Genomic DNA, 12,985 nt, shown 5'->3' on the forward strand with positions numbered 1-12,985 from the left:
TAAGGAGAGACTGACATGGCCACCGCAGGCATCGACAACGTCGACTACATCCGCGCGTTCATGACCGAGCGCCCGGTGGTGTTCGAGCGCTCCGCCCTGGTGATCGTCGACATGCAGAACGCGTCGGGCTCGCGCACGGGCGCGCTCGGTCGCCGGATGAAGGCGGAGGGGTCGACCTCCACCGACTACCGCTTCGACCGGATCGAGAAGCTGGTGGTGCCGAACATCCGCCGCATGCTGGACGGGTTCCGGGCCAAAGGCGGCGGCATCGTCTATGTCACCCTCGGCGCCCAGCGCCAGGACGCCGCCGACGCGCCGCCGCACATGCGAAAGATGTTCCAGGAGACCAACAACTGGATCGGCAGCGAGGAACACAAGGTCGTCGCCGGGCTGGAGCCGCTGCCGGGCGAGCTGATCGTACGCAAGACCAGCATCGGCGCCTTCGCTTCCACCGGGCTCGACCACCTGCTGCGCTCGATGGGCTGGGACAATCTCTACATGACCGGCGTGTCGACCAACATGTGCGTGGAGACGACGGCGCGCGAGGCAGCCGACCGGGGCTATCACGTGACCATGGTGGAGGACGGCTGCGCCACCACCCGCAAGGAGCTGCACGAGAGCACGATGCAGAACTTCCAACGCCTGTTCGGGCGTGTGCGCAGCACGGACGACGTGGTGGCCGAACTGTCGCTGTAAGCGACGGGAACCCCGCCCGTCGTCCTGACGCAAGTCAGGACCATGCTGCTGACGCCAATGCACCGCAGATCCTGATGTGCATCAGGACGATGGGGGTGAGGGGAGTTTTTCCTCCACCTCTAACCCTCTCCCACTCCCCGGATTCATTCCGGGGCCCACGCCGAGCTGGCTCGGTCGGCCGCCCCGTCACGCTGATGCGTAGGCCCCGGAATAAATCCGGGGAGTGCGTGGGGTTTTGGGAGTGTTGAAGGGATCGGGTTGGCGCCGAATCCCTACCCGTCCAGGAACGCCAGGACCGCGTCGCCGAAGGTGCGCGGCTGCTGGCGGAACATGCTGTGGCCGGCATCCGGGATGATCACGGTCTTCGCCCCCGGCACATGGGCCGCGAGCGCGCGGAGCACCACCGGCAGCATGCCCGGCGTGTCCGCCCCGCCGACGAACAGGGTGGGGGCCGTCAGCGCCTCCGCCTCCGTCCGCGAGAAGGGCAGGCGGCCCTCGTTCACCTGGGCCAGCAGGGTGGTCGCATTGTCCTCGCGCATCTGCCGGTCGGCTGCCGGCAGCCGGTCCCAGGCGCCCGGACCGTTGATCCCTTCGATGAAGGCGCGCAGGCCCCCCTCGAGGTCGCCGGCGGCGATCTTTTCCGCCGACTGGGCCACATGGGCGCGGGTGCCCGCGGCCGGGCCGCCCTCGCCCTCGGTCTTCGGCATCAGCGTGTCGTCCAGGGCGCCGCCCGGCTCGGCCAGGACCAGCCGGTCCACCAGCTCCGGGCGCTGCAGCGCCAGCCGGAAGGCGAGATGACCGCCGCGGGAATGGCCGATCAGGTCGACCGGCCCGGCGTCCAGCGCCTCGATGAAGGCGATCACGTCGTCGACGTGCTGGGCCATGGTGAAGGTGGCCTCGGTGCCGGCGCAGCTATCGGGGAAGTAATGGCGCAGGCTCGGCGCGATCAGCCGGCGGCCGGTCGACAGCGGCTTCAGCACCGGCGCCCAGGCCCGGAAGTCGTTCAGCGAGCCGTGTACGCAGAGCAGCGGCTTGCCTTGGCCGATCTCGAGATAGGCCATGTCGAAGCCATTCACGGTGAGGGTCTTCATGGCGACCTTCCTTGGGCTGTGGGGTGCAGAGCTGGCGGTGCCCGACTCCCTTATCGGCTTCGGCGACTGGCGGCAATCCGCGTTCCGGCCGTTCCGGGCGCGGCAGGTTCAGGCCGAGGGTCGGTCCGCGAGCTCGAGGCACGTGTCGATCCGCGCCAGCAACTCCTCCTTGTCCGCCTCGAGCTGATCGCTCGCCGACACCTCCTCGGCGAGCAGGCGCAGCTCGTCGAACATGGCCTCGCGCTGGTCCGGCTCGGCAATCCGGATCATCCGAGCGATCGCCCGTTCCAGCGCAAGGCTCATCAGGCCGTTGCGCCTGGCGGCGCGGCGCAGCGGCGGGAAGGCTTCGATGAACAGGGTGTCGGCGGTGGTCGTCGGCGAGACCACCCGCGCCACGCCGTCGCTGTCCAGGAACACGCCGGTCGACAGCCGCTCGGCCCGGGCCGTCGCCAGCGCGGCCGACAGCCGGTCCACACAGGCGATGGCGGTGAAGGTGTCGTTCACGCCGGGGGACAGGGCGCGCAGAGCGATCTCCACCAGAAGGTTCACCGAGAACCGCAGGTCGCCCTCGGGCGTGCGGACGGAGAGCAGCGGAAGGGCGTCGGTCACCGCCCGGTCGAGCGCCTGATCCGGGTCGTTGAAGACGGTCGCGATCGGTGCGCCCTTGATGACGAAGTCGCCGGGCTGCACGTCGTAGAAGACGGTGGCGCCGGCCGCCCGGGCCGCGGTCAGCAGTTGGCCCGGCTCGATCGCGTCCACATAGCCGTCGACCGGGGCGTGCACCTTGCGCTCGTCTCCCTCCGGCAGCACCAGCTCGCTGGACAGGATCGGCGTGCTGCGGGCGATGGCGTTGTCGATCTGGCGGTCCAGCGCCCGGGCGATCTCGGCCGCCTCTTGGTCGATGGTCACCCGCGTCGAGACCCGCTGCACGAAGAGCAGAAGCAGCAGGACCGAGACGATCATGTAGGCGGCACCGACCGCGACGGTCAGGTCTGTCGAACCGTCAGAGTCCATCATCCACAGGGACTGAAGCGCGTAGAGGAAGGTGGCGCCGAGCGACCCGACCGCGACCTGGCTGACCCGGTCGTCGCCGAAGCGCTGCAGCAGGCGCGGGCCGATGGCGCTGGCGGCCATGGTGTAGACCAGCAGAACGATGGAATAGACCATCACGAGCGCCGACATGGACGCTCCAGCCGAGACCGTGAACACCGCCTCGGCGGTGTCCGCCTGCACCTCGAGGAAGGCCGGAACCAGGCCGGCATGCTCGTCGTGCAGACAGGCTTCCAGATGCCAGGTCGCGATCGCCACCAGCAGGCCGGACAGGCTGATCGCCCCCGGAATGGTCAGGAAGCCGCGCAGGACGCGGATCGTGCGGCGAAACGGGGCGAGGGCCATCGGCGGGGCCGTTCTCTGGCTGCGGCGGAGGGGCTTCGTCTGACTTGCCACGGTCTGGTGGGAGAGGTCCAGTACAACCGGGAACGTCGGTCTACCGCCTGCGGCACCATTGCGCAGCGCAGCATGACGGGGATCCAGACAGGATATGGGGTGCGGCGCGCAGACTGCCCTGCGGTCGCCGAGGGAGGATGCCGGAATGCAGGACCGTCAGATGCACCTGGTCGCGTATCTCAAGACCGGCCCGACCGCCCTGCATGTGGGCGGCTGGCGCCATCCGGAATCCACCTTGGACGACATCCTGCATCCCAGCCGCTACCAGCATATCGCCCGGGTGCTGGAGGCCGGGTGTTTCGACGGATGCTTCTTCGCTGACCTGTTCGGGCTCTACGACATCCATGGCGGCAGCTTCGATCCCTATGTCCGCCGGGGCGGGCAGATCAGCTATCTCGACCCGACGGTGGTTCTGCCGGTGATGGCGGCGGCGACCACCCATCTGGGGCTGGGCGCGACGCTGTCGACCAGCTTCCACACCCCCTATCACCTCGCCCGCTGGCTCGGCTCGCTCGACGTGATGAGCGGCGGACGGGTCGCCTGGAACGTGGTGACATCGGCCACTGACCTGGAGGCGCAGAACGCCGGCATGGACGCGCTGCCGCCGCGCGAGGAGCGCTACGACCGGGCCGACGAGGTGCTGGAGGCCTGCTTCGCCCTGTGGGACAGCTGGGACGAAGACGCCTTCGTGCTGGACAAGGAGGCGGGGTACTTCGCCGATCCCGCCAAGGTGCATTACGCGAACTACCAGGGCCGCTGGGTGAAGACCCGCGGTCCGCTCTCAATCCCGCGCAGCCCCCAGGGCCGGCCGGTGATCATGCAGGCCGGCAGCTCCGACCGGGGCCGCGAGTTCGCCGCCCGCTGGGCCGAGGTCGTGTTCACCGTCCAGCGCGGCAAGGACGAGATGAAGGAGTTCTACGACGATCTCCACGTCCGCATGGACAAGATCGGCCGCCGACCGGAGGAGTGCGCGGTGCTGCCGGCGGTGTCGGTGGTGCTGGGCGAGACCGAGGCCATTGCGAAGGAGAAGGCCGACTATCTCGACAGCCTGATCGACCCGGAACTGATCACCGCCTCCACCTCCAACAGCGTCGGGGTGGACCTGACCAAGGTGAAGGACCCGGCCGATCTTGCGAAACTGCAGGGCAACCAGGGCATGAAAGGGACCGAGCAGATCCTGCAGCAGGCGATGAAGGCGGAAGGCCTGACCCTGGCCCAGGCCGCGCAGACCCGGCACCGGCGCCGCGAGTTGGTGGGTACGCCGTCCATGGTCGCCGATCGGCTGCAGGAGATGTTCCAGGCCGGCTGCTGCGACGGCTTCGTCCTGGCGCCGACCACCTTTCCGGCCATGTTCGAGCAGTTCTGCCGCGGCGTCGTGCCGGAGTTGCAGCGCCGGGGCCTGTTCCGTACCGCCTACAGGGGCCGCACCCTGCGCGAAAACCTGCGGAGCTGATCGGCCACGCCTGCTTGGTCCGATAATCCCGGGTGACATATCGTTTGGCGAGGGATGGGGAGGAGGCAATGACGTCGGCGATCCGGATCTATGCGCGCCGCATCGAAGGCATCGGCGAGGCCGATCTCGCCGCCGAGCGGGCGCTTCTCGACGCTGCCGAGCGCGAACGGGCGAAGCGCTTTGTCTTCGAGAGCGGGCGGGTCGAATACATCGCGGCCCATGCCCTGGTCCGCCGTGCGCTGGCCGAGGAACTGGATGCCGATCCGCGGGACTTCCGCTTCGTGGAGGGCGCGTACGGCAAGCCGACTGCCTGGCTCGGCGCCGGGGCCGCTCCGGTTTCCTTCAACCTGTCCCACACCCGGGGGATGGTGGCGGTCGGGGTCGCCCTGGACGGCATCGCGTTGGGGGTCGACGTGGAGAACGGATCGCGCAAGGTCGACCTCTCCATCGCCGACAGCTATTTCGCGCCGCCGGAGCTGGACTGGCTGCGGTCCCATGGAGACGCGGATCAGGGCGGGGCGTTCATGACCCTGTGGACCCTGAAGGAGGCCTTCATCAAGGCGACGGGGAAGGGGCTGTCCGAGGAACTCGACCGGTTCTGGTTCGCCGAGCCGTCGGCCCGGCCCATTCGGATCGGTTTCGCGCCGGAGCTGACGGAGGATGCCGGCCATTGGGGCTTCGAGCACCGGGTGCTTGCCGGCGACTACCACCTCTCGGTCGGCTGGCGCGGATCGGGGCGGGTGGAGTGGCGGGACATGCCGGCCTGAGGTGCCTCCCGAAGTGTGAGGCCGCACCTTTGCCCCTCCTAGTCTTCCCGGCCTCGCGCCGGGATCCAGGATGCGGATCGCCGGAGCAGTGGAGAATGATTTCCAGGCGCTCCGGCAAGCGTCTCCCTGGGCCCCGGCGCGAGGCCGGGGAGACGGTGTGGTTTGGGGGCTCCGGGTAGTCCTTGGCCGCTACTCCGCGGCCGCCTTGGCGCTGGCGCCGGTATAGGCGGCCGCACTGTTGCCGGCGAGACGGCCGAAGACGGTGCCGGCCATCAGCCCGCTGCCGCCCGGATAGTTCTCCACGAACAGCCCGCCGACCAGCTCGCCCGCCGCATACAGGCCGGGGATGGTCTGGTCCTGCATGTCCTGGACCTCGCCCTTGTCGTTGATCTTCAACCCGCCGAAGGTGAAGGTGATGCCAGTGGTCGTGACATAGGCCTCGTAGGGCGGCTCGTCGATCGGCAGGGCCCAGTTGGTCTTGTTGATCTCCAGTCCTTCCGTCGTCACCCCATCCAGCACCGACGGGTTGAACTTGCCCGGCCTGCAGGCGGCGTTGAACTCGCCGATCGTCCTCGTCAGCGCGTCCGGCGCGATCTCGAGCTGCTTGGCCAGATCCTCGATGGTGCTCGCGGTCACCTTGGTGACCTCGCGGATGCGGTACTCGTCGCGCAGCAGCGGGATGGTCTTCTGGTCGAAGATCTGCACCGCCGTGCGGTAGGGCTGGCTCATGATGGCGCGGCCGAACTTCACATAGGTGTGGTTGCGGACGTCCTCCCCCTCGTTGACGAAGCGCTCGCCGTTCAGGTTGACCATGATGCCCCAGGGGTAGGAGTGCTTCTGGAAATTGTCGAGCACCGAGTAGTCGCCATAGGGCGGGGCGGAGATGTCCCAGCCGACCGAGTGGCAGCCCGACCAGTTGCCGTAGGGGCGGGCGCCCATGTCGAGGGCCATCCGGATGCCGTCGCCCATGTTGTGGCGGGTGCCGCGGACCCGGCACAGGTCCCAGCCCGGGCCGAGATAGCGCACGCGCATCTCCGGATTGGACTCGAACCCGCCGCAGGCCAGGATGACCGCGTCGGTGCTGATCTCCTCATAGCCGTTCGGGCCGAACACTTCCACGCCGGTGATCTTGCGATGTTTGTCGTGGATCAGCTTCGTGGCGCCGGTGCCGTAGCGGATCTCGCAGCCCATGCGCGCGACCTCGGCCAGCTCCATCTCGATCAGGCCCGCACCTCCGCCGACCGCCTCGATGTTCACGCCGCCGTAGAAGTGGTGCTTGCCGTCGACCAGAAAGGACTGGCGGCCGAACATTGGGATGAAGCGGATGCGGTGCTGGCGCAGCCAGGCCATGGCCGGGCGGGAGCCGTCGATCAGGATCCACGCCATGTCCTCGTCGGACTGGTGGCGGGTGACCTTCATCAGGTTGTCGTAGAACGCTTGGCGGTCGTGCGGCGGCAGGACGATCTGCTCGCGCTCCGCCTCTGACAGGTCGACCAGGACGTCGGTGGCCGCATCGTCGATGCCGGTATGGCAGAAGCGGAAGCCGCCGGCGGTGAAGTAGGAGTTGCCGCCTTTCTCCTCCTCGCCGGCCTTCTCCAGGATCAGGACGCTGGCGCCGTTCTCGCGCGCGGCCATTGCCGCGGAAAGTGCCGCGTTGCCGGCGCCGACCACGACCACATCGTATTCCGCCATATCTTCCTCCCATGGCTGTTGGGATCGAGATTGACAGGCGATATTTCGACAGTAAATTGAAACATTCTTTGATATTAATAAGACAATATGAATTATCGATGGATTACCTGCTCAAGGAAATCGCCGTCTTCGTCCGGATCATAGAACTGGGCAGTTTCCGGGCGGCGGCCGAGGATATGCACCTGACCCAGTCGGCCCTGACCCAGCGGCTGAAGAAGCTGGAGGAGGCGGTGGGGGTGCGGCTGATCGAGCGAACGACCCGCTCGGTGGCGCCGACCGCCGTGGGACGCAGCTTCCTGCCGGTGGCCAAGCGGATGCTGGTGCAGTTCGAGCAGTCGATGGAGGACCTGAACACCCTGATCCAGGCGCGCACCGGCCAGGTGACGATCGCCAGTCTGATCTCCGTCGCGACTTACGTGCTGCCTGGCGCGCTCAAACGGTTCAACGAGGCGCATCCGAATGTGAGCGTGCGCATCTTCGATGACCCCGAGCAGGAGATCGCCGGACGGGTACGGCGCGGCGAGGCGGAGTTCGGCATCGACATGGAGACCGCCGCCCCGGACCCGGAGATCGAGATGACCGCGCTCCTGGAGGACCGCTATGTCCTGGTCTTCCATCCGGGCTTTCCCGGCGTGCCGGACGGACCGGTGGCCTGGGCGGATCTGGCGGAGCTGCCGCTGGTGACCTATGGCGCGCGCAGCGGCACCAACCGGCTGATGCACGAACGGCTCGCCGACCTGCCGCGCACCGGCCAGTGGCGCTACGAGGTGCAGCATCTCTCCACGCTGATGGGGCTGGTGCGCGCCGGGCTGGGCGTGGGGATCGTGCCGACCCTGGCCATGGCCGGGCAGGACGAGGGGGCTCTGCTGCAGCGTCCCCTGGTGGCGCCGGACATGCGGCGGTCGCTTGTCCTGGTCCAGCGCCGCGGGGCGGAGCTGTCCCCGGCGGCGGAGATCCTGAAGTCCTTCACCCTGGACGCCTTCGAGCGGTTCGGGGGAACCGGCTAGGCGGTCATTCGCTCGACGCGGTCGCTGGTGCGTTCCCCGGCGGACGGGAGGTTCTGGAAGCTGTCAGCGGGCGGTTGGATCGGGCCGGCGCTCAGCCTTTTGCTTGGCTTTTTCCCGACGTCATCCCGGGCAGCCCCCGGACTTGATCCGGGGGCTGCCCGGGACCTGGAAATGACGACATGGCTGGGTCCCGGCCCAGCCCCGGGTCAGGCCCGGGCCTGTCCAGGATGACGGCTTGGGGTCTAGGCGTAGGTCATTTCGGCCATTTGCCGGCGAGGCCCAGATCGCGTTCGCGCTGGTGCATCTCGTGCCAGATCTCCGCCGGCGTGATGCCCATCCAGACCCAGAGCACGGTCAGGTTATAGAGCAGGTCGGCCGACTCCCGGATCACGCCGTCGCGGTCGGACACGGCGGCATCCAGCGCGACTTCTGCTGCCTCCTCCACGACCTTCTTGGCGATCTTCGGATTGCCGTCGCGCAGCAACTGGGCTGTCCGGTCCCCGACCTTGGTCTCCGCGCGGGAGGTCTGGACCATCTCGAAAAGCTGGTCGATCGGATGGGTCATGGGCACTCCGCAAGGTCTTGGGCGTGGTCTTCGCCCGATGACGGGTCAGGCATCGATCAGGCGGCTCTCGGCGATCTGGCCGGTCGACTCCAGGATCGGATAGGCGACCGACGTGATGTGACTGTTGATCCTCTTCAAGTCCCGCAGAACGTCCAGGTGCAGCGACGAACTGCCCAGGGATTCCGGTTTGCCGTCGCGGATGCGGGCATAATGGGCCTCGGCGAATTTCTGCTCCAGCTCGCGGATATGCACCTTCTGCTCCATCAGCCGGCGGGCCAGCAGCGCATCGCCGCTCATGAACACACTCAGCGCCAGTTTCAGGTTGGCGACCACCTCGCCGTGCATCGCCTGCAGCTCGGCCATGCCGTCGGCGGAGAAGCTGGTGCCGTCCTTGATCTTCTTGGCGGCGAGCTCCAGCAGGTTCTTGTCGATGATGTCGCCGATATGCTCCAGGTTGGTGGTGAAGGTCAGGATCTCGACCACCCGGCGGCTTTCCTTGGGGTCCAGTTCCTGGCGCGACAGGCGCGTGAGGTAGAGCTTCACCGCCTCGTGCAGCACGTCGACCACGTCGTCGTCCCGCTCGATCTCTTTGATCAGGTCGGAGCGGCCGCTCTTGAACACCTCCATGGTGCGCTCGAGCATCGACTCCACGGTATCGCCGATCCGCAGGGTTTCGCGGGCGGCGCTGGACAGGGCGACGCCTGGGGAATCCAGGGCCGACTCCTCCAGATGCTTCGGCGCCTTCTCGTCCTCGGCCACCGGGCTGTCGGGTAGCATCCGGGTCACCAACGCCGCGACCAGGCCGACGAAAGGCAGGAAGAGCAGGGCGACCGCGAGGTTGAAGCCGGTGTGGAAATTGGCGATCAGCCGCGCCGGATCGTCGGAGAGGTCGCGCAGATACGGGATGATCCAGGGCACCATCCAGAACACCAGGGCCACGCCCGCGGTGCGCATGAGCAGGTTGCCGACCGGAATGCGCCGCGCCGACGGATCTGCCCGCCAGTTCATCGCCACGGGCGTGATCGAGCTGCCGATGTTGGCGCCCAGCACCAGCGCCATGGCGAGCTGAACTTCGACGACATGCAGCGAGACCAGGGTCATCACCAGCACGATCACCGTCAGGCTGGAATGGGCGAGCCAGGCGAGCGCGGCTCCCAGCAGGATCGCCATCAGCGGCTCGTTCACCATCGGCGCCAGCAGCACCGACAGGGTCGGCCCCTCGCGCAGCGGTACGGAGGCCAGCATCACCATCTTGATCGCCAGCAGCATCAGTCCGAGTCCAATCAGCACCCGGGCCATGGCCCGCCGCCTGGAATCGTCGGACGACAGGAACACCGTCACCCCGACGAACAGGAACAGCGGCGAGATCCAGGACACGTCGAAGGCGAGCACCTGCACCACGACCGTGCTGCCCACATCGGCCCCGAGCATGATCGCCAGGCCGGCCGGCACGGCGATCATCTTGCGCCCGCCGAAGGAGCCGACGATCAGGGCGGTGGCCGTGCTGCTCTGGAGCAGGCCGGTGACCGTGAAGCCGGTCAGGAACGAGGTCAGCCGGTTCCTTGTCGCCGCCGCGATCCCGCGCCGGATCGCCGAGCCGAAGGCCCGGGTGATGCCGGTGCGCACCATGCGCACGCCCCACAGAAGCAGGGCGACGCCGCCGGCGATTTCGATGAGCAGATGCATGCGCGCTTACCGGGGTGACGGGTGCCGCGGCGACGGCGCGCCGCCGCTGGCCCTAGATGATGGCATGGCGGACCTTGGCGGAGACCCACTCGCTGACCAGGACGGTAATCAGGATCAGGATGAAGATCACCGTCACCTGAGGCCAGGCCAGAACGTTGAGGGATTCCTGCAGCCGCAGGCCGAGCCCGCCGGCGCCGACCAGACCCAGCACGGTCGACTCGCGGATGTTGATGTCCCAGCGGAACACGGTGATCCCGGCGAAGGCGGGCAGGATCTGAGGCACCACGGCGTAGTCCATCACCTGCGCCTTGCTGGCGCCCGTGGCCGCGACCGCTTCCACTTGCACCTCGTCGATCTCCTCGATCGCTTCGTAGAGCAGCTTGGCGACGAATCCGATGGAGCGCAGCGCGATGGCGACGATGCCGGCCATCACGCCCGGGCCGATCACTGCGACCAGCAGCAGGGCCCAGATCAGCGAGTTGATCGAGCGGCTGGAGACGATGATCAGCAGCGCGATCGGCCGCACGAAGCGGACGCTCGGCGTCGTGTTGCGGGCCGCCAGGAAGGCGACCGGCACCGCCATGAACAGCGCCAGCAGGGTGCCGAGCGTGGCGATGTTCAGGGTGTCCCACAGCGGCTCCAGCAGAACCGGGATGTACTCCCAGCGCGGCGGGAACATGCGCGAGCCAATATCGGCCGCCTGACGCGGGGCGTCGGTGACGAAGGCCCAGATCGTGCTCTCGGTCATCACCTGCCAGCAGAAGACGAACAGGGCGACGAGCAGGAGCCAGCCGAGCCAGAGGGCCAGTTCCTGTTTCGTCGAGCGCCGGCGCCAGGTCCGGTTGGCGTGGTCGGTCATCGTCATTACTGCACCCATTTCCGCACGAAGCCCGACAGGTACTCGGCGGCCATGACGATCAGGATGATCAGGATCAGGATGGCGGCGGCGGAATCGTATTCGTAGCGGTCCATCGCCGTGTTCAGCGTGGCGCCGATGCCGCCGGCGCCGACGATGCCGATCACCGCGGATTCCCGGAAATTGATGTCCAGCCGGTACAGGCTGAGGCCGATCAGCCGCGGCATCACCTGGGGCTGAATCGCGTAGTTCACGATCTGCCACCAGCCGGCACCCGTCGCCCGCACCGCCTCGGCCTGGGACTCATCGATATCCTCGATATCCTCGGCCAGCAGCTTCGACAGGAAACCGATGGTGGCGAAGGAGAGGGTGAGGAAGCCGGCGAAGGGTCCGAAGCCGAACATGGCCACGAACAGGATGGCGACAATGATCTCCTGGAAGCTGCGCGACAGGGCGACGATGGCCCGGCACACGGCATAGATCGGAAGCGGCGCGATGTTGCGCGCGGCGCCGATGCCGATGGGAATGGAGATCAGCACGCCGACCACGGTCGCCGTGACCGACATGGTCAGGCTCTCTTCCATGCCCTGGAGGATATCTTCCCAGCGGCTGGTGAAATCGGGCACCAGGAAGCCCTGGATGAAGCGCTGGCCGCGCTCCAGACCTTCCCAGACTCGGACCCAGTTCACCTCCACCGAGCCGATGGCGAGCACGAGATAGAGCAGGCCGCCGCCATACAGCGCCCAGCGCAGCCAGGCCCGCTTGATGAAGGGCGGCCGCTTCCAGTGTCGATGATCAACCGCGCCAGACATGTCAGCGTCGGTCATGTCAGGCCCGCCAGGCGCTCGCGGTCGACCGGGACGGAGGCGGCATGGTCGGCGCCGTCCTCGTCGGTCTCCTCGCCGTCCTCGTCCGCCTTGCGGATCGTGGCGGACCAGTCCTCCTCGCCGTAGATCTGGGTGAGGACGTCGGGGGTCAGCTCGTCCGGGCTGCCATCGAACACCACCTTGCCAGACTGCAGGCCGATGATCCGGCGCACGAACTGCTGCGCCAGGGCGACGTCATGGATATTGATGATCGCCGGCAGGCCGCGCTCGTCGCAGATCTCCACGATCAGCCGCATGATCTGCCGCGAGGTCTTCGGGTCGAGCGAGGCGGTCGGCTCGTCGATCAGCAGCAGGTCGGGATCCTGCTCCAGGGCACGGGCGATGCCGACCCGCTGACGCTGGCCGCCGGACAGGGCGTCGGCGCGCTTGTTCACATGGGCCGACAGGCCGACACGGTCGAGAAGCCGGTAGGCGTTCTCGATGGCGTCGGGCGGAAACTTGCGGAAGAAGCTGCGCCAGAAGCCGACATAGCCGAGCCGGCCGGACAGCACATTCTCCATGACGGTCAGGCGTTCGACCAGGGCGTATTCCTGGAAGATCATGCCGATCCGCCGCCGGGCGCGGCGCAGACCGCCGCGGCTCAGGCTGGAGATCTCCATGTCACCGAGAAACACCTGGCCGGAGGTCGGCTCCACCAGGCGGTTGATACAGCGGATCAGAGTGGATTTCCCCGCCCCGGACGGCCCGATCAGGCCAACGACCTGACCGGGCTCGACCGTAAGGCTCACGTCGGTGAGCGCCCGATCTCCGGTTGCATAGACCTTCGAGAGGTCCTTCAAGCGCAGCATTCGGCCGCTCCCCTATATGTCGTCGTCAAATCTTGCGAAGTGCCGGACCGG

12 protein-coding genes are annotated in these 12,985 nt (G+C 67.5%); 4 read left to right on the forward strand and 8 right to left on the reverse strand.

Annotation, left to right across the window (positions count from 1 at the left end; genetic code table 11):
• The first annotated feature begins 15 nt into the window (after window positions 1-15).
• Window positions 16-696 (forward strand): cysteine hydrolase family protein, encoded by a 681-nt coding sequence (locus ACOQOP_RS04485; RefSeq protein ID WP_420565123.1) that lies wholly within the window; start codon window positions 16-18, stop codon window positions 694-696.
• Window positions 697-968: 272 nt separating this feature from the next.
• Here ACOQOP_RS04485 and ACOQOP_RS04490 read toward each other — a convergent pair whose 3' ends face one another.
• Window positions 969-1,787, reverse strand: a complete 819-nt coding sequence (locus tag ACOQOP_RS04490) for an alpha/beta fold hydrolase (RefSeq protein ID WP_420565124.1) — start codon at window positions 1,785-1,787, stop codon at window positions 969-971.
• Between the two features lie 108 nt (window positions 1,788-1,895).
• On the reverse strand, window positions 1,896-3,182 hold the full coding sequence (locus ACOQOP_RS04495; protein WP_420565125.1) for a DUF2254 domain-containing protein: 1,287 nt from the start codon (window positions 3,180-3,182) through the stop codon (window positions 1,896-1,898).
• A gap of 196 nt (window positions 3,183-3,378) precedes the next feature.
• On the opposite strand from ACOQOP_RS04495, the gene ACOQOP_RS04500 reads away from it, so the two are divergent.
• Complete coding sequence (locus ACOQOP_RS04500) at window positions 3,379-4,686, forward strand: LLM class flavin-dependent oxidoreductase (RefSeq protein ID WP_420565126.1); 1,308 nt, start codon at window positions 3,379-3,381, stop codon at window positions 4,684-4,686.
• 68 nt (window positions 4,687-4,754) lie between these two features.
• Entirely contained in the window at window positions 4,755-5,453 is a 699-nt protein-coding gene (locus ACOQOP_RS04505) for a 4'-phosphopantetheinyl transferase family protein (protein ID WP_420565127.1), read from the forward strand.
• Window positions 5,454-5,642: 189 nt separating this feature from the next.
• On the opposite strand, the gene tcuA is transcribed toward ACOQOP_RS04505, so the two are convergent.
• A complete protein-coding gene (gene tcuA, locus ACOQOP_RS04510; RefSeq protein ID WP_420565128.1) occupies window positions 5,643-7,145 on the reverse strand; it encodes an FAD-dependent tricarballylate dehydrogenase TcuA in 1,503 nt (500 codons plus the stop codon).
• A gap of 98 nt (window positions 7,146-7,243) precedes the next feature.
• Between tcuA and ACOQOP_RS04515 the strand changes: the two genes are divergently transcribed.
• Window positions 7,244-8,152, forward strand: coding sequence for a LysR family transcriptional regulator (locus tag ACOQOP_RS04515; RefSeq protein ID WP_420565129.1), 909 nt, complete (start codon window positions 7,244-7,246; stop codon window positions 8,150-8,152).
• Between the two features lie 253 nt (window positions 8,153-8,405).
• Here the strand turns inward: ACOQOP_RS04515 and hisE are convergent, their stop codons facing one another.
• The 5 genes from hisE to phnC are packed head-to-tail and all read right to left on the reverse strand — an operon-like array spanning window position 8,406 to window position 12,934.
• A complete protein-coding gene (gene hisE / locus ACOQOP_RS04520) occupies window positions 8,406-8,717 on the reverse strand; it encodes a phosphoribosyl-ATP diphosphatase (protein ID WP_420565130.1) in 312 nt (103 codons plus the stop codon).
• A 45-nt stretch (window positions 8,718-8,762) separates the two neighbouring features.
• Complete coding sequence (locus ACOQOP_RS04525; protein ID WP_420565131.1) at window positions 8,763-10,403, reverse strand: Na/Pi cotransporter family protein; 1,641 nt, start codon at window positions 10,401-10,403, stop codon at window positions 8,763-8,765.
• A gap of 52 nt (window positions 10,404-10,455) precedes the next feature.
• The gene (phnE, locus tag ACOQOP_RS04530) at window positions 10,456-11,268 is read right to left on the reverse strand and encodes a phosphonate ABC transporter, permease protein PhnE (protein ID WP_420565132.1); all 813 of its coding nucleotides are present in this window, start codon (window positions 11,266-11,268) and stop codon (window positions 10,456-10,458) included.
• Window positions 11,268-12,086: a phosphonate ABC transporter, permease protein PhnE gene (phnE, locus tag ACOQOP_RS04535; RefSeq protein ID WP_420565133.1), complete on the reverse strand. Its 819-nt coding sequence runs from the start codon at window positions 12,084-12,086 to the stop codon at window positions 11,268-11,270. Before phnE (ACOQOP_RS04535) ends, phnE (ACOQOP_RS04530) begins: the two co-directional genes overlap by 1 nt.
• A complete protein-coding gene (gene phnC, locus ACOQOP_RS04540; protein WP_420565134.1) occupies window positions 12,083-12,934 on the reverse strand; it encodes a phosphonate ABC transporter ATP-binding protein in 852 nt (283 codons plus the stop codon). The genes phnE (ACOQOP_RS04535) and phnC overlap by 4 nt, the downstream gene beginning before the upstream one ends.
• Between the last annotated feature and the right edge of the window lie 51 nt (window positions 12,935-12,985).

The sequence above is a fragment of the Thalassobaculum sp. genome (genome assembly GCF_965223715.1).
Taxonomy (GTDB): domain Bacteria; phylum Pseudomonadota; class Alphaproteobacteria; order Thalassobaculales; family Thalassobaculaceae; genus Thalassobaculum.